This is a genomic window from Tundrisphaera macrotermitis (assembly GCF_051175315.1).
GTDB lineage: Bacteria > Planctomycetota > Planctomycetia > Isosphaerales > Isosphaeraceae > Tundrisphaera.
The window spans coordinates 2,460,987-2,478,027 of record NZ_CP195100.1 but is presented as its reverse complement, the minus strand read 5'-3'; the positions used below and the strand labels follow the sequence as shown (position 1 = coordinate 2,478,027).

Sequence of the window (17,041 nt, the reverse complement as noted above, 5' to 3'; positions counted from 1 at the left end):
GGTTTCAGGACCAGTCGACCCAGCGTTCGATGGTCACCCCGGCCGGGAGGCCGGCCTCGTCGACGGTCAGTTCGTAGTCGTCGAACGAGCGGGGCGGACGCCCTTCGTCGGCGCCGGACTCGTCGCCGGGGAGCGGCTGCACGCCGGGCCTCGGCCGGCAGCGGACGCGGCCGAAGAGGCGATCGGCCCGGGCGTTGCCCATCGGGCTCTCGTGCCGGAAGGCGACGCACGCCACCGGCTTCATGTTGGCCCGGGCCGCCGACCTGTCGCACTCGAACATCTGGTCGAGGGCACGCTTGAGCAACTCAAGATCCTCCTGGGAGAAGCCGGTCCCGTTGCTGCCGCCCGCGAGGTTCGGGTTGATGTAGCCGTGGACGCGGTAGAGACCGTAAGGGACGGCGAACTTGCGGCCCATCGTGCGGTTGCCGCCATCTTGCCTGGCGGATTCGGCCACGGTGGTGACGGCACAACGCGTCACCGCGAACTCGGCGCTGACGACCGGGTGGAGGGACCGGGCGAAGCCGAACTGGACGGGTCCCCGCACCTGCCCGCAATTCACGTCGGTCGTCATGACCGCGCCGAAGGCGCGGATGTCGAAGAAGTTGCCGCACATCCATCGCGCCAGGTTGCGGCCCTGCTCGGCCCGGTCCTTCCCCTTGACTCCCTTCCCCTTGGCATCCTTCGCCGGGGCTTCGTCGTCGGATTTGGCCGGCTTGTCCGCCTTGAGGGGGATGTTCAAAGCCTGATAGGCTCGTTCATGCTGCTGATTCAGGACCGCCTTCTCCTTGACGTAGATCTCGTAAGGAGGCTGCTCGCCGTGGGCCAGGCCGACGAAGTTGCGGATCTTGCGCTTGAGGCAGACGTCGGTAACCAACCCCTGGCCGGTCTCCGGGTCGATCCGGGGCAGGTTCCCCGCGTCGGGATCGCCGTTGGGGTTGCCATCGGTGATGTCGAAGAAATAAACGAAGTCGTAGCGGCTATTGATTGAATCACTCATGATTCAGACTCCGATTTCTCGGTGACGGGTTCGATATCCTGGTCAGCGAGGTAAGGGCGCAGCGCCTCGAAGGTGGCACGTTCGTCGTACTTGAACTTTTGGGCTTCTGATGGATCGGTGCGGAAATCGAGGATGATGAGGCGGCCATTGACGCCACCTTCGACGGTGATCCCGGCTTGCTCGTAGGCGGCTTGCTTTCGCAGCCAGCTTTCGTTGTATTCCGGCGTGTTCATTCCAAGGACTTCGACGAACAGGTCTCGGCCGACCCCGCGCCTGACCACGAAGTCCGGCCACCGCTCGGTCCCTCCGAGGAGGGCGCGAGGCTCGTAGAGGTAGGGCAGCTTGAATCGGTGGAGAGAATCAGCGACCTTCTTTTCCAGGATCGAACGCACCCACTCTCCCTGTGCCGTCCGGTAACGCCTCCGGCTCAGGCCCTTCTTTGCCTTGATCTGCTCGCCGACGAAGTCGAGGAACTGGACTTCGTGGTAGAAGCCGAGGGCAAATCGACCCTGCTCCCTGGGTGGGAGATATTTGGGATAGTCGTCCTGAATGCGAGTGCTGATCGATTTGAGTTCATCGCGGATGAATTCGGGGAGATCGCCGTCGAGCTTGGGAATATGGCCGATTTCCGCGTTCTTCACGAGGCGGCCTAGGGTGAGACCTGGCATCGCCATAACGCTTCCCATATTGCGCCGGACGACGCCGGTGTTGAGGTCGCCGAGCGCCTCCTTCTGAGCGAATGCCAGCACTGCGAGTTGCCTTCCGCAGTGGTAGGACTTCGCCGGACGCTCCTTGTTCAGATAAAGATCCACATCATTGCTCCCTTCTGAATATTGGGATTCTTTCAGCAAAAATGCCTTGATGATCGAGGCCCTTCTCCATGAGACCGTGCCATCCGCCTGGATGCGGCGGAGGATCGCCTGGAGCAAGGTCTCCGGAAACGAAGGGAGTCCTCCGAGGATCGACCGGATGATGTCGGCCGCCAGCCGGGTCGAAAAGGGATCATCCCCCCGGGAGGATGGGTCCTTCTTTCGGACCGATTCGGCGACGATGTCTCGAATCGACAGGCTCGGCCCGTTCCTGGGCTGACCTCCGATCTGGAGCGAGTCCGCATGTCGAGCCAACCGCCCAGCGAAGCTCGCGACGGTCCCGGTCAGCCAGAAGCCGACGCTGAGCCGGGCGACGTTGGGCGAAAGCCCGAGGATGTAGAAGGGGGTGTCGGGGTCCTGGATCTGGTCGCGGAGCTTCCCCTCGCGCGCGGCGTCGAGGAAATGGCGGACGCGATGGACCGTCCGGAGGTGCTCGGCCGATTCGTCGACGAAGCCGCCATCGAAGAGGTCGTGGAAGATCGGCTCGGCGCCGGCCCCCTCCTCCCGGCCTGCCCAGAACACGACCGTCGCGTCGCCGATCCGGGTCCGCCGGGACCGGTCGGCGAGGAGGCGGTTGAGGGCGGTGGTGTAGCGATGGACGTCCCGGAGGCCGACCGGGGCGTTGTAGCCCTGGGTCTTGCCGTAGCTTTCGAAGGCGTTGTTGTTGAACGAGACGATCGCCGCGCCGGTCGTGTTGGCGCCGGCCACCCCCTTGATCAGCGGGTGCAGCCGCGCGATCTCCTCCTCCTCGCCGGTGAGCAGGGAGAACCCGAGCACGCCCGGCCCGTCCGGGATCGCCGCGCGTCGCGACCACGCCTCGCGGACCGCCTCGCCCTGGTGGACGTACCGGGGGCGGCCCCGGACCTTGAACACCAGGTTCAGGCCCGCGGCCTCCTCCCAATTCGGCAGCTGCTCGGCCCGGGCGGGGTCCCAGTCTTCCAGGAACCGGCACAGCGCGGCGAACCCTTCGTCCCCGCCCAGTTCCTCGCGGAACGATCGGTGGAGGTCGCGGAACGCGGCGAACATCTCGGCCGCCCGGGCCGGGTTCCCCTTGTTGTCGCGGCCCAGGGCATAGCCGGAGTTGTCCCAGCAGAAGGAAGGCTTCAACCCGGTCCCGGATCGGCCGCCCGCGTCGGGAACCAGCAAGGACCGGGGGATGACCTTGCCGCGCGGGTCGCGCTCGCGGATGTCCTCGAAGCCGTGGAGCCGCCCGTCCCGCTCCAGCACGACCTGGAAATGGACCTTCTGGACCGAGAAGCCGGGCTCGGCGACGGCTTGATTGGGATCAGAGGCCAGGCGTTCGTAGTAGTCGACCAAAGCCCGGAGCGGGGAGCCGGTCGGATGACTCATGGCCGATCCCTCCGGCCCGGCCATCGCGGCACGTCCAAAACCCCGTCATGCAGGACCGCATGGAAGAAATGCGGCTTCATCCCGTCCTCGAAGTCGATGTCATGGAGCAGGAAGCCGAGGTCGCGGGTGCCCTGGAGTTCGGGATCGACCTCGGGCAAAGGCTCGCCGTCCTCGATCAGGGCGAATTCGGCCAGAAACTCGCGGCAGCCGAGGAATGGCCTGGCGTAACATCCGCCGACCCTGGCCCGGCGGTTGAACTGGTCGAGGTGCTTGGCCGGGTTGGCCTCGCCGCCGACGATCCGGAAGTGGGCCTCGATGACGTACCCCACGTCGCGGAGGACCAGCGCCGCCCGCTGCTGCCGGTCCTCCTCGATGTTCAATCCGAGGCGTCCCCGGCCGGACTTCATGGCCGCCGTGACCGCCCCGGCGGGGATCTTGCTCCCGACCTCGTTCCGACGGATCGACGTGAACCGGATCGGCCTCAGCACATGGATGCGGTCGATGTGCCAGCGGATCTCCGGCTTCCAGTAGATCGCCTCGACGACCCCCCGGGCCGCCGATGGCGTGATGACGTCGAAGCTCGTCCGTTCCGCGGACATCTCCGGCCTCGTGAAGCAGGCCAGGTCGCCCCAGGCATGGATGCGTACGCTCATGGGATGGAATCTTCTCCTGCCGGGTGGATGACGAAGTGGGCCTTTGCGAAGGGTGGAATCCCCGCCCAGCCCGCGCCGGGGCCACTTCCGACGGGCCATGATCGACCAATCGAGAATGACCTTGCGACTCGTGTTGCACGATCAAATCAGAAGCCGGTCCAGGTCGAGCCCCAGCACGTCGGAGCGAAGCCCGACCGTGCCGTCGTAGGCGTCCCGATTTCCAAGATAGAATCGGCCGTGCCGCTCCAGGAGCGCGCCGTTGCCGTGCAGGCGTGCCAGGCCGTTCTGGTAGATCCCGACGACGTATCGCTGGGCGGCGCGATCGAAGGCCCGGAGGCGTCCCGGCTCGACTTCATCGGGGAAGCCTTCCAACTCGCCGATCAGAGCCTCACCTTTCTCGCCGTAGGGGACCAGGATCGGGGCCTGCGCATCATCGATCAATCGGTAGGCATCGCCCGCCTCGCGGAACTGGGCATGGAGCAGGTCCGTTTTGTCGGGGCGGAAGCAGTCCATGATGCTTTGCCCTTCGACGCCGCGATCCCACCCCCTGCCGTCGTCGCCCCCCTGTTGCCAGTAGTGGAGCCGGAAGTAATCCGCGATCGCACCGGGCGAGAGTAGGTCGTCCTCATGATCGAAGGCCACCTCGCGGAAGCGGGCGGCGGCCTGCGCGATCAGCGGATCCGTCGGATATTTCTTCGCATCGTAGTCGAACACGATGACCCGGCCCGGGCTGGGCCGGCCGGCCTCGTCCGTGAGGACGCCTTCTCTATTGCATCGCCCGGCGGCCTGCGCGATCGAGTCGAGCCCGGCCGCCGCGCGATACACGACCGGGAAATCCACATCCACGCCGGCTTCGATGACTTGGCTCGAAATCACTCGGCACGGCTTCCCCGCCTTGAGGCGAAGTTTGATCTCATCGACGACCCGGGATCGGTGGTCGGCACACATCGAGGCGCTGAGGTGGAATGCATCCGGGCCGCCCAGGCGCTGGAAGAGGTCCGACGCGTGCCGTCGCGAATTGACCACGCAGAGCACCTGGCTCCCCGCCCGCAGTCGCCCGGCGAGTTCCTCGTCCTCCAACCGGCCCAGTTGTTCGACCACCGTCCGCCTCATTGCACGGTGGAGCGACAGCGGGTCGTCGATGATCGGGCGGATCCCTTCGAGGCCGATGCCGAACCCGTCGCGCCGCTCGACGGCCGGCTGCGTGGCCGTGCAGAGGACGACGGTCGCCCCGTGGTTGGCCACCAGTTCCCGGAGCGCCGCGAGGGTCGGCGCCAGCAGGCGAGGCGGGAGGGCCTGGGCCTCGTCGAGGATGATCACGCTCCTCGCCAGCCGATGGAGCTTGCGGCAGCGCGACGGACGGTAGGCGAAGAGCGACTCGAACAACTGGACGTTCGTCGTGACGACGAGCGGGGCGTCGAAGTTCTCGGCGGCGAGTTTCAGGCGTGGCGTTTGCCGGGCGGGGTCGTCCGCGTCGAGGTTGCCGTGGTGCTCCAGCACGACGCCGCCCAGATCGCCGAGCGCCTCCCGGAACGTGTCGGCCGTCTGCTCGATGATGCTCGTGAAGGGGATGGCGTAGATCACACGCCGCAACCCCCTTCGATCGGCGTGTTGATCGGCGTGCGTCAGCGCGAAGGCCAGCGAGGCGAGGGTCTTGCCCCCGCCGGTGGGGACGTCCAGGGAGAAGAACCCCGGGTTAAGTCCCGCCTTGAGCCGGCATGAGTCGAGGACCTCGGCCCGCCGCCGATTCACCGCGGTATCCGGAGCCTGACTCTGCATCCTTCCCAGGTGGTCGTCCAATCGTTCGAGGAGCGTCCGGCACGAGACCGGATCTCCCTGGCGGAGATTCGCCTTCTCCTCATCCAGGGCCCGTTCCGTGTCCAGGTAGTCGGCGTCGACCAGCGCGGAGAACAGCATCCGGGTGAGGAAACCCAACGAGAACCCGGGCTCGCTCGTGGAGGCGAGCCGGGGACTCGCGGGCTTGTCCGAGGGCAGCAACCCCGGCGGCGACAGGATCTCGGGTGGGGCCGCATCGATCGGCTCGATCGACTTCAGGAGCCGTTCCCGGAGCGAGGATGCTTCGCCTTCGTCGTCGGGCAGGCCGGCGTGATGGCCCGCGATGCAGTATGCGATCAGCCGGCCGATCCCGCCGTGAGTCGCCGCGTGCTTCGCCCCCGCCGTCGAATGATCGATTCGCCCTCGGGTCCTGGCACCGGGAACATCTTCATCCCAATCGGAGCATTCCCGCAAATAGTCCTGGAAGGCCGCGCTGTACTTGCCGAGGTCATGCCAGAGCCCGGCCAGGCGGCCCATACCCTCCGCGCCGGATGATGCCGCGAATTCCCCGGCCAGGCGGCTGGTCGACCGGAGGTGATCCGACAACCCGTGCCACTCGGATGGAGGATGGCCGCGACGCGTGTGGGCGAAAGGAGGAGGAATGGGAGCACCCGAGTGTTGGAATGAATATCCGAATCATTCATGGGTAGGAGACCCGCACATGATATCCATCCGTATCCTGGTTGCAAGGCGTTCACCGGATCTTTCTGCCGGCCGTTCCGACGGGTCTTTCGGGGCGAGCATGGCCATAGAAGGCCTCGAGCGACGAAGCGGCCCCCGGATCCGCTCAACCGATGTCGTCGCTCTCGCTGCCGACGCTCCCGCTCCACACGCTTACCGCCCAACCCGAACGGCGTCGGTGCCCGGTCCGGGTGCTCGGCCACCACAACAAATCAGGCGATGACCTGATCCTGGCTAACCGGCTCGTGCCACTTTGAAGCTCGACGCTTTGGGGCCTGCCGAAGTCGATAAAATCGACGCAAAAACGCGCCACAATGACTTGCCGCCCCTACCCCCCCTTCCTGACAAGGGCCCCGTTCGATCTGTTGGCGGCCAAGAGCCGCCGGGTATCCCTTCCGCCGCGTTGATCCCAGGAGATCGCCGCCGTGAGCCTCATCGTCACCGTCGCTACCCAGGTCCGCGACCCCGACGCCGTCCACGCCGCTTGCTTGCGCCTCGGCCACCCCGAGCCCGCCCTCGGCACCGCCACGCCGTTCGAGGGCCAGGCCGCCGGCCTGCTCGTCCTCTTGCCCGGCTGGCTCTACCCGGTTCCGCACCCGCCGAGCCGTCCGCCCCGCAACCCCGGGGCTTCATCGGCTCGGTCGACGTCCTGACCGAGTCCGCCTGGCTGGAGATCTCCCGGGTCGTCCGCAAGCGATTGCCCGTCCGCCTGTCCTGACCGGCCACCTCCTGGGACTGCCGCCTCGCCGACCCGCGGGACCTGGTCCTGCCGGAGGCCTTCGCCCGCGGCGGGGCCCGGCGCGAACGCGGCGCCCGCCGGGCGACCCGCGTCGCCCGCGGCCAGCCGATCCTCACCCCGCGGGGTCCCGCCGGGCGGGCGACCTCCGGCCGGGCGCCCCGATCTTCACCATCGGCACCCGCCTGGAGGGCTGGCAGGAGCGGGTCGTCGGCTCGCTGCTCGGCGACGGCCATTCCGGCGGCAGGGCCGCCGACCGCCACGGCGGGCTGGCGATCTGCCACGGCGAATCCCCGCGCGGTGACCACCATCAAGTCGACGCGTCGATACGTGCCTGCGCCCCCCGAGGACTGCCTGACCTATCACCTGCGGGTCGCCGGGGCGGGCAACTTTGTCGCCAGCGGGATCCTGGTCGGCGAGGGCCACTTCGTCGACAACGGCTGCCCGGCTTGAAGCCGGATTGCCGGTGACCATGGGCCAACGGGTCCGCCACCTGGACGTGATCATCCGAGGGCCGGGCTCGTGCCCGGCCCTGCCGGACCCTTCGTTCTCCAGGAGACGCAAGATGACATCCGGTCCTCTTTCCATCCTCAACATCGCGCTCGGCCAAGTCGAGTTCCGCGCCGACTCGGGCGACCCCGTCGAGGTCGAGAAGGCCAGGCGGCCCATCGAGGACATGCTCCGCCGCGGCAACGCGATCCTGGTCGACGACGGCGACGGCCTGCTCCGCGGCGCCACCGGCTTCGACGCCGCCCGCGACGTCTACAAACCTGATCTGGAGGAGTGTCGAGCACCGTTGAGGCGCGTAGCTATCCATGTACCCACCTACCGAGGAATCCCCGGTGGATTCCGTTGGGCCCGTGCAATGCGGGCGTCCGATCGCATCTCGTCCGACCTGATGCGAACGCAAGCCGACAGCCCCTTGATGCGATCCCCGGCCCCGGTTTCGGCCGGGGCCGGTCTTCGGATTTCTTTGGCGATCGGGGCGAATCGGGGATGACCACGAACGGGCCGGATGCGGGGAGATCTCGCATCCGGCCCGGGCCATCCGGGTGCGGCGTCGAGGCGGCCCGGCCGTCGAGCTCAACGCCCTCCGCGAGTCGACGAGGCGAAGAACTCGTCGCTGGCCAGGATGCCGACCGCCACCGATGTCGCCGAGCCGGTCGGCGAGTCCAACTCGTCAACCCAGCGGCCCGAGAATGAGTCGCGGCCGCGTCGCAGGTAGGAGGAGTAGAAACCGTCCAGGATCTGGTCGACCGCCTCGAGCGACTGGACAAACTGGGTGACGATCGACGCACGGCTTGCACCCGATGCCAACTGGGCCTGGTAGACGGCCACGCTCGACCCTTCACCCTCCCGGCCCAGGACGTCCAGGTACAGGTCGCGGACCAGCAAGGCCGGGTCCTGGTGGTTGGACTGATACTCGTCGGAGTTGAGGATCGCCTCGGCGACCGATTCCTCGGAGGCCCCGGCCAGCAGGGCGTTGACCCAGAATACGGAGCCTGGATCGGTGGATCGGCCCAGGAAGCTCTGGTAGAAGCCTTCGACCTGCTGCTGCCGATGCTCGACCGAGTTGACGAAGCCCTGGGTCACCCCGGCGCGATCCATCCCCCCGGCGATGCGGTCCAGCCAGGTTTGCACTTCCCAGCCGTCTCCCTCCCGGCCCAGGACGGCCCGGTAGAGCGACTGGACGAACGCGGCGTTGGCGTCGGCCGGCGGGCTGGCGACGAACGGGTTGGGGACGACCGGCACCGCCGCGATGGGCGAGAACGGCACGACGCCCAGCGTCACCGAGCCGTCGGACAGGGTCCGGGTCTGGTCCACGACATAACGAAGGGATGTGTCGAGGCCGGTGGCCTCGACCACCGGCGCCGAGCCCTGGGCGATGCCGGGGAAGGCAAACGACCCATCGGACGAGGTGGTGGCGGTCGGCTCGCCGGGGTTCAGGGTGCGGTCGCCGTTCTGGTCGATGAAGACCACGCGGCCGGCCAGGCCGGGCTCTCCGGCATCCTGCACGCCGTTGGCGTTGATGTCCAGGAAGACAACGCCCGACGTCGCGGAGGCGGGAGTCAGGGTCCCCATCGAGTCGCCGGCCGAGGAGTTGGCCCCGCCGACGAAGATGGCGCTGTAGGCATGAGTGCCGGGCGGGGGCGTCCCGATATTCAGGGAGGCCGAACCGCCGACGATCGGCACGGTCCCCAGCAGCGTGGTGCCGTCGAAGAACGAGACCGTCCCCTCCACCGTCGGGTCGCCCGGCGAGGTGACCACGACGACGGCCGTGAGGATCATTCCCTGCGGCGTCGTCGAGGCGGTCAGGGTGGTGCTCGTGATGGTGGGGTCGACCCGGACCGAGACGGGGGTCTCGGAGGTGGCCGACGAGTAGTTCACATCGCCCGAGTAGACGGCGCGGATCACATGGTCGCCGACGCCCAGGGCGGTCGTGGCCAATGTCGCCTGGCCGGAGACCGTGCCCGGCATGGACAGGGCGGCGACGCGGATGTTGCTCGAACCCAGGCCGGCCAGGTCGACCGTCCCCAGCAGGGTATCGCCGTCGAAGAATGAGACGGTGCCGGTCATCGGCTCACCGTTGGTCGTCGTCGCGGAGAAGGTCGCGGTCAGGACCACGGTCTCGCCGAAGAAGACCTGCGGGTCGGACGAGGTGACGCTGCCGGCTTCCGTCTGCGACCGCGTGATCGTCACCGCCACCGCCGGCGAGCTGCTGGCGAGCAGGTTCGAGTCGCCGCCGTACGAGGCGGTGATCTCGTGAGCGCCCATGCCGAGGCCGGCGACCACGAAGGTAGCGATCCCCTGGCCGTCGACCACGGCGGTGCCGAGCAGCGTGGCCCCGTCGAAGAACGAGACCGTCCCGCCGGCACTCCCGCCCATCGGTCCGACGATGGTCGCCGTCAGCGTCACCGGCTGGTTGAGATCGGGCGTGGTGGTCGAGGAGGCCAGGCTCGTCGAGGAGGCGGCCTTCGCGACCGATTGGGACGCCGGGGCCGACGTGCTGGCGGCGAAGTTGGAGTCGCCGAGGTACACGGCGGTGATCGCGTTCGACCCGGCATTCAGGGCGGTCGTCGTGAACGTCGCCACACCCTGGGCGTCGAGCGTGCCGGTCCCGAGCAGGGTCTCGCCGCTGAAGAACCGGACGCTGCCCGTCGGCAGGCCGATTCCCGAGGCGTCCGAGGTCAGGGTCGCGGTCAGCGTGACCGCCTCGCCGAAGATGGTCGTGCCCGGGCTCGTGCTCACGCCCGTCGAGGTCGCGGCCCGGTCCGCCGTGAGGTTGTAGGTCTTGACGACCGAGGCGCCGTCGCCGTCGGTGATCGTCACCTGGACGGTGGCCGGCGAGGTGCTGGTCGGCGTCCCCGTGATCAGGCCGTTCGCGTCGATCGAGAGTCCCGTCGGCAGCCCGGTGGCCGAGTAGGTGTAGCCGCTGCCCGACCCGCCGCTGGCGGTGACCTGCTGGCTGTACGGGCTGCCCGCCGTCGGCGAGGGCAGCGCGGCCGGCGAGGCGACGATGGCCGCGTTGACCGAGACGAGGTAGGTCGCCGTGGCGGACGCCCCCAGGCTATCCACGATCGTGATCAGGACCTCGACGGGGCTCGCGTTGGCGGTCGTCGGCGTCCCGGTGATCAGGCCGCCGAGGCCCATGCTCAGGCCGTCGGGGAGCCCCGTGGCCGTGAAGACATAGCCCGAGCCCGACCCGCCGCTGGCGGTGACCTGCTGGCTGTACGAACTGCCCGCGGTGGGGGTGACGAGCGTGGCGGGCTGGGCCACGATCGCGACCGAGGTGAGGACCACGTCGTTGCCGTCGCCGCCGACGTAGCTGATCGTGAAGACGACGTTGCCGAGGGTGAGGGTGGCTCCCTCGGCGAGCCCGGCGAAGGTGCCGGTCACGCTCCCGAAGCCGGCGAAGACGTCGATGATCGTGTAAACATCGCCGGGGCTCGGGGCGGCGTCGAGGGTGATGGCGAGGGTGGCGTTGTTGAGATCGACCCCGCCGAAGGAGAGGAGCTTGTCGTAGCTTCCGATCCCGTCGAGGTCGACGGCGAACGTTGCCTCGGCGTTGAAGGAGGTGCCCGCGCTGATCAGGGTGGCGGGGGCGTCGGCGTCGCCCGGGTTCAGGGTGCCCCCGGCGTTCACTGCGACGAAGCGGACGGATCCGGAACCTCCCAGCGTGCCGTCGACCGAGACGTTGCCGCCGCCGCTCGCCGAGCCGTTGACGATCAAGGTGCCGCCGAGGACCTGGTAGACGGGGAACGTGAATCCACCCCCGGCGACCAGTCGCCCGGCGCCGGTCTTCTCGAACCCGACGCTGCCGGAGACGCTGCCGCCGAGGATGAGCGTGGCGGAGTCGGTGACATTGGCTCCGAAGCCGGCCTCGCCGCCGAGGGTCAGCTCGGCGGTGATCATGCTGCTGCCGGTATAAGTGGCCTTGATGCGCTGGCCGACGCGGATGGGGCCGCCGGAGATGTCGTAGCCGGCGCCGTTGATCTCGATCGCGTAGGCCTCGAAGCCGGCGCCGAAGTCGTTGACGTTGCTGAGCCGGGCCGCTCCGCTCGGGAAGACGAGGCGGGAGCCGGGGGTGGGGGCGACATCGCCGACCCAGTTGAAGCCTTCGGCCCAGCTGTTGCTCTCGCCGCCGCCATCCCAGGTATAGACGACATCGATCGCGGTCAGGACGACGTCGTTGCCGTCGCCGCCAACGTAACTGATCGCGAAGGTGACCGCACCCAGCGTGAGGATCGAGCCTTCGGCAAGGCCATTGAACGTGCCGACGACGGGCAAGGCGTTGGCGTCGTTGACGATGATCGTGTATTGATCGCCGATGGCGGGCACGGAGAAGAGGCTCACGAGCAGGGTCGAGCCGGCGAGATTGATCGCGCCCGAGGCGACGACCTGGTCGTAGTCGTCGGTGCCGTCGAGCTGGACGGCGAAAGTGGAGCCCGGCTCGAATGTGAGATCCGTGGTCGCGAGGGAGCCGATATTGCCCTCGGGATCGCCCGGCGCCAGCGTGCCGATGCCGCTCACCCAGATGTTCGAGGCGACGCCGATGCCGCCGAGGATGCCATCGACGAACACCTGGCCGGCGGAGCCGAGCGAACCGTTGAGATAAACGGGGCCGTCGTAAACGTTGAACCGGCCGGCGAAAGGACTGGTGCCCGTCAGGAACAAGGGGCCGGTGCCGTTCTTGTCGAGGTCGACCGACCCGCTGATCCCGCCGTTCACGAACAAGAACGACTCGGAATCGACCGAGATCGATTGGTTGTTGGACGAGAGGGCGATGTCCCCGTCGATCTGGTTGTAGCCGGCAAGGCTGATCAGCTTCGAGCTGCCGGCCACGGGCAGGCCGTCGAGCACGAATCGCTTGCTGTCCGGGATCCTCACGCCGCCGGAGAGTTCGATCGAAGCGCCGCTCGCGGCCGTGACATTCAGGCTGGATCCCGGATCACCGAAGGCCGAGTCGTTGGTCGCCCGGAGGTAGCCGCCGAGGACATTCGTGTCGCCGCCGTAGGTGTTGGCGTTCGACAGGATGGCGCGGCCGGTAGAATTACCGTCGAAATTGAGGTCGTCGCCCGTGCCGCCGTTGCTGATGACGCCGGCCAGCGTGAGGCTGGTCCCGTCGGCGATCGCGAAGGTCTGCTCGTCGGTGTAGGTGATGTTGCCCGAGAGGGTGTTGTCGCCATCGAGGTTGACGATCTTCGCCGAGCCGGCCACCGGTGCCCCGCCGAGCACGAACGACTTGGTGTCCGGCATCGTGATCCCTCCGGAAAGCTCCAGCGTGCCGCCGTCCTCGATCGTGACGGTCGAGCTCGCGCTGCTGCTGCCGAAGGAGTTGTCCTGCGTGGCCCGCAGGTAGCCTTCGGTGAGCGTGAGGCTCCCGCCGAAGTCATTATTGTTCGCGGCGAGGATCGTGCGGCCGGTCGCCCCGTTGGTGATGGTCAGGGGTGTGGCCGAGCCGAAGCCCGTCTGGAGCCCGCCGGTGATGTTCAGGGTGGTGCCGCTATCGGCGCCGATCGTCGCGGCGGAGAGGACATAGATGGCGAGGTTGCCGCCGCTCGCGAGGTTGGTCGTGCCCGATACGACCCGCAAGGCGCCGGTGCCGCCGATGCCCGTGCCCGCGATGTAGACCTGCTCGCTGACGGTCAGGTTCGAGCCGCTGAAGTAGAGCGCGGCCCCGGAGTCGACGTAGGTGCTGCTGGTCGAGAAGACGCCGAGGGAGCCGTCGCTGGTGGCCAGGAGGACGCCGGCGTTGATGTTCAACGCATTGACGAAGGTGTTCGCGCCGGAGAGTTCGAGAGTCCCCGTGCCGTCCTTCTCGATCGCGATGGAGCCGGTCACCGCGACGCCGACGCTGAGGTCGACGTCCACGTCGGCGTCGTCCTCGACGTTGAAGGCGAACTGCGAGCCCGACTGGCCGAGCGAGCCGCCGCCGGTGATGGAGGAGGTGACGTTGTTCGTGGTGACCGTGGAGAAGACGCCGATGAAGATTTTCATCAGGCCGCCGGCGTCGATCTGGACGGTGGCCCCCTGGAGATACAGGTTGCTGATGTCGGCGTCGTAAATGCCGAGATCGAGCGTCGAGCCCTCGTTGACCGAGACGTTCGCCCCGGCCCAAAGCTGCCGGTCGGCCTCGAAGACGACGGTGGCCGTGCTGGTGTTGTCGCCGACGATGAGGTCGCTGCTGTTGAGGTTGGAGCCGTTGGTCATCGCCAGGGAGACGGTGCCCTCGTTGGCGAAGACGTCGTCGAATTGGTTGTTGACCGATCCCGAGAACCGCAGCGTGCCCAGGCCGGTCTTGGTGAGATCCTGGCTATAGTCGGTGCTCGTGATCTGGCCGGATAAGTTGAGGGTGCCGCCGGCGGCGACAGAGGCGGTGCGGCTCGTGACCAATCTGAGGCCGGCGGAGATGGTGGACGTGCCGGTGGTGTTGGTGGCGAACAGGTCGCCGGTCAGGTTGATGGCGTTGCCGGCCAGGCTGTACCCGGCCCCTTCGATCGTGATGCCCGCGAAGTTCGTGTTGGCGGCGAAGTCGTTCGTGTTCGCCAGGTTGGAGGCGCCCGAGGGGAAGACCAGGCTGTCCCCCGCCACCGGCGCCGTGTCGTCATCCCAGTTGGCGCCGTCGGTCCAGTTCGCGCTGAACGAACCATCCCAGACCTTGCTGGCCATGAGCATCCTCTGCTCGAGCCCCTCGATCGGGCCGAGCTGCTCCCCGAGGACCACGTTCCGGCGGGCACGGCGACGGTTTCGACGACGATGATCCTCGCGTGATGCAGCCATTCTGGTCTGGCTCCTGGGTGATTCAGCGGATCGAGGGGGTGGGGCACGGGCGCGGAGCGATCGGGGCGCGCTTCGCGGCGCCCGCGACCGTCCCGTGGCGACCGGATTGACCGGCCCTCTCCTTCGAGGGCCCGGGCCGGGATTTCTGGAGAGCATCCATCACAAGGTAGGACGCGTATCGCCGAGATCGAACGGAATGTCCGGGGAAGTCGGCCCGATTCGCCGTCCTCGCGGAGGAGCCGCAGCGATGAGCCGATCATTCCGGAATTGGAATGATCAAATCCAGCATTCTCTCGCGCCTGGATGATGCCAATCGAACGACGATGCCGGAGCCGCCCGAGGGGAGGGCCACCCGGGCGTGGGTCGCGGCCGGCGCGATTCGCGTCAGCCGATCGGCGGGACCGCGGCCCGCACGCGGGCGGCCTCCGCGAGCAGGTCGCGGATGTGGTCGTAGAAGTCGGGCCGGATCGCGATCGCCCATCGAGTTTCCTCGTCGGCCTCGCTTCCGCGGCCGAGCAGGACGAGGGTCATCGCGAGGCGGACCCGGGCCGCCACATCCTTCGGGGCGATCCGGACGTGCTTCCGACTCGCCTTCAGCGCGTCCAGGCCGTCTCGGACGAGGCCGGACGCCACGCCTCGGACCGTCTCGGCGACGGCCTTCGCCGGATCGAGATGGTAGGCGGCCCGGAAGTCGCCGACCGCGTCGGGGTCGAGCAGGTGGTGGCGTGCGTTCCCGCGGGAGACGTAGGCGATGCAGAACATCGGGTCGATCGCGAGGGCGCGGTCGTAATCGGCCACGGCGCCGGCGAAGTCCTGCAAAGCGTGCCGGCAGCCGCCTCGGCCGTGGTACGCATCGGCCGTCGGGGCGGCGGCGACCCAGGCATCGAAGTCGACGAGCGCACCGGCGGCGTCGCCGGCCGCCAACCCCGCCAACGCCCGACCTTCGAGCGCATGGGGCAGGCCCGGCCGGAGTCGCAGGGCCTGGGTGTAGTCGGCGAGGGCATCCATCGGCCGTCCCAGGACCCGGAGGGTCGTCCCGCGGTTCACCAGGGCCTTCTCGTTGGTCGAATCGAGCGCGATCGCCCGATCGAAGTCGGCGAGCGCCCCCGCCAGGTCGCCCGAGACGGCGAGGACGGCACCACGATTGTTGAACGCGGCCGGAACCGGGTCGGCGGTGGTGCAAGTCGCCCTCTCGAACTCATGTTCGATGTCGCGGACTTGCCCATGCGTCCCGTTACGAGGCACGGAAAACCGGTCGGCCATAATCGCCCATCTCATTGCGGCAAAGGGATCAGCCACTGCATGCAACACGGAGGTTGGCCACCGAGTTCGATCCGTGCTTGAGCATGAGCATAGGACGCCATGGGCCGAGTTGTGACCTCGCCCGTCCGGATTTGCGCGTTCCTTCCTGACTCGTGGCACTCTTCTCCACGATCCTGGACGCCAAAAGGGCACCCCGATGGAGCGTGCAACACCGTTTCTTCTGAGAATTCCTGGGCTGAAGCCAGGCGGGACAGGCCGGTCCCATCGTCAGATATTTCCGGTTCGTCTCCCTGTCGTCGTTCACTTCCATGAATACCGCACTGACCAGCCGGAGCAGCGAGGCGGCTTCGGGGAGCAGTCCGGCCATCCTCGTCCGTCGCTTCAACTCCTCGGTGAGCCCCTCCAGCATGTTCGACGTCCTCAGCCGCCGCCGATGCGACCGGGGCAAGGCGAAGACGGACTGGTCCTCCGGCACGTTCGCCTCCGGCCAGTCGGCCAGCTTGGGGGCACCCGCCCGACACTTCTTCACCACCAGGTCCAACCGACGCTCGGCCTCGGGGCGGTCGGCGGCGTCGAAGAGCGCCCGCAGGTCGGCGACCGTCTCGACCTGCATCTCGGGCCTCGGCACGAACGCCAGGGCATTCTTGATCAGGGGGACTGGCATCGCTGCCACGCCACCCCCGTCAGCCGGGCGTCCAGGGCCGGCTTCAGACCACCGTGGGCATTTCTGACCACCAGTTTCACGCCGTGCAGGCCCCGGGCCGCCAGCGAGGCCAGGAAGTCCCGCCAATAGACCTCCGCCTCGGACGGCGAGACGCCCACCCCGAGCACCGACCGCTTTCCCTCGGGGTCGATCCCGATGGCCACCTGCACGGCGCACGAACGGACCTGGCCGCCCGGCTGACGGGCGTCCCGCATCAGCTCTGCCGATTCCGTGGGAGGTGACGGCACGGCCTTCGCGCCCGGCGGCTTGCCATATTGGCGGACGAACGCGACGAGGTCAGCCTCATCACTGAGGGTGAGGAGGCTTTGGTTAAACACATCCAGGTGAAATCACCCGCGCGACAACCGCCTCGGCCTTATCAATCTGACCGACGGTGAAGGTATGGAGGCGGCCGACGTAGGTGAAGAATTAGCATTCACCCTTCATCGGGATGGAGGGCATGACGTCTTCCAATCCAAGAAGAAGCGTCAGACCATTGCCGGCCCTTCCCGGCAAAAGGATTGCAGAAGAGATTTCTGAAATCCTGAGTAAGTCTTCGAAGAGAATCGACTTACTGAAGTTGGGGAACTAGGATTCGAAGGTAGTTCCTCAGCGTTTGTCTTGCATCTGCATTGCGTCGATTTTGGACTCAAAGGACGATACGCCAAAAGC

General features: G+C 67.6%; 9 protein-coding genes and 1 pseudogene. 3 read left to right on the top strand and 7 right to left on the bottom strand.

What is annotated here, in order from left to right; translation table 11 throughout:
* Positions 1 to 4 precede the first annotated feature (4 nt).
* From cas7c to TA3x_RS10015, 4 genes are all read right to left on the bottom strand, one after another.
* Positions 5 to 997: a type I-C CRISPR-associated protein Cas7/Csd2 gene (cas7c, locus tag TA3x_RS10030; protein WP_435020759.1), complete on the bottom strand. Its 993-nt coding sequence runs from the start codon at positions 995 to 997 to the stop codon at positions 5 to 7.
* Positions 994 to 3,216, bottom strand: a complete 2,223-nt coding sequence (gene cas8c, locus TA3x_RS10025; protein ID WP_435020757.1) for a type I-C CRISPR-associated protein Cas8c/Csd1 — start codon at positions 3,214 to 3,216, stop codon at positions 994 to 996. Before cas8c ends, cas7c begins: the two co-directional genes overlap by 4 nt.
* On the bottom strand, positions 3,213 to 3,869 hold the full coding sequence (cas5c, locus tag TA3x_RS10020; RefSeq protein WP_435020755.1) for a type I-C CRISPR-associated protein Cas5c: 657 nt from the start codon (positions 3,867 to 3,869) through the stop codon (positions 3,213 to 3,215). Before cas5c ends, cas8c begins: the two co-directional genes overlap by 4 nt.
* Positions 3,870 to 4,010: 141 nt before the next feature.
* Positions 4,011 to 6,251, bottom strand: coding sequence for a CRISPR-associated endonuclease Cas3'' (locus TA3x_RS10015; RefSeq protein WP_435020753.1), 2,241 nt, complete (start codon positions 6,249 to 6,251; stop codon positions 4,011 to 4,013).
* Between the two features lie 560 nt (positions 6,252 to 6,811).
* On the opposite strand from TA3x_RS10015, the gene TA3x_RS10010 reads away from it, so the two are divergent.
* The 3 genes from TA3x_RS10010 (at position 6,812) to TA3x_RS10000 (ending at position 8,122) form a co-directional block, all read left to right on the top strand.
* Positions 6,812 to 7,039, top strand: a complete 228-nt coding sequence (locus TA3x_RS10010) for a hypothetical protein (RefSeq protein WP_435020751.1) — start codon at positions 6,812 to 6,814, stop codon at positions 7,037 to 7,039.
* A gap of 383 nt (positions 7,040 to 7,422) precedes the next feature.
* The gene (locus TA3x_RS10005) at positions 7,423 to 7,575 is read left to right on the top strand and encodes a hypothetical protein (protein WP_435020749.1); all 153 of its coding nucleotides are present in this window, start codon (positions 7,423 to 7,425) and stop codon (positions 7,573 to 7,575) included.
* Positions 7,576 to 7,687: 112 nt separating this feature from the next.
* Positions 7,688 to 8,122 (top strand): hypothetical protein, encoded by a 435-nt coding sequence (locus tag TA3x_RS10000; protein ID WP_435020747.1) that lies wholly within the window; start codon positions 7,688 to 7,690, stop codon positions 8,120 to 8,122.
* 83 nt (positions 8,123 to 8,205) lie between these two features.
* Here the strand turns inward: TA3x_RS10000 and TA3x_RS09995 are convergent, their stop codons facing one another.
* From TA3x_RS09995 to TA3x_RS09985, 3 genes and pseudogenes are all read right to left on the bottom strand, one after another.
* Positions 8,206 to 14,403 (bottom strand): Ig-like domain repeat protein, encoded by a 6,198-nt coding sequence (locus TA3x_RS09995; protein WP_435020745.1) that lies wholly within the window; start codon positions 14,401 to 14,403, stop codon positions 8,206 to 8,208.
* Between the two features lie 384 nt (positions 14,404 to 14,787).
* Positions 14,788 to 15,666 (bottom strand): tetratricopeptide repeat protein, encoded by an 879-nt coding sequence (locus TA3x_RS09990; RefSeq protein ID WP_435020743.1) that lies wholly within the window; start codon positions 15,664 to 15,666, stop codon positions 14,788 to 14,790.
* A 256-nt stretch (positions 15,667 to 15,922) separates the two neighbouring features.
* A pseudogene (locus TA3x_RS09985) lies at positions 15,923 to 16,608 on the bottom strand (IS256 family transposase); the annotation flags it as partial.
* Positions 16,609 to 17,041 lie beyond the last annotated feature (433 nt).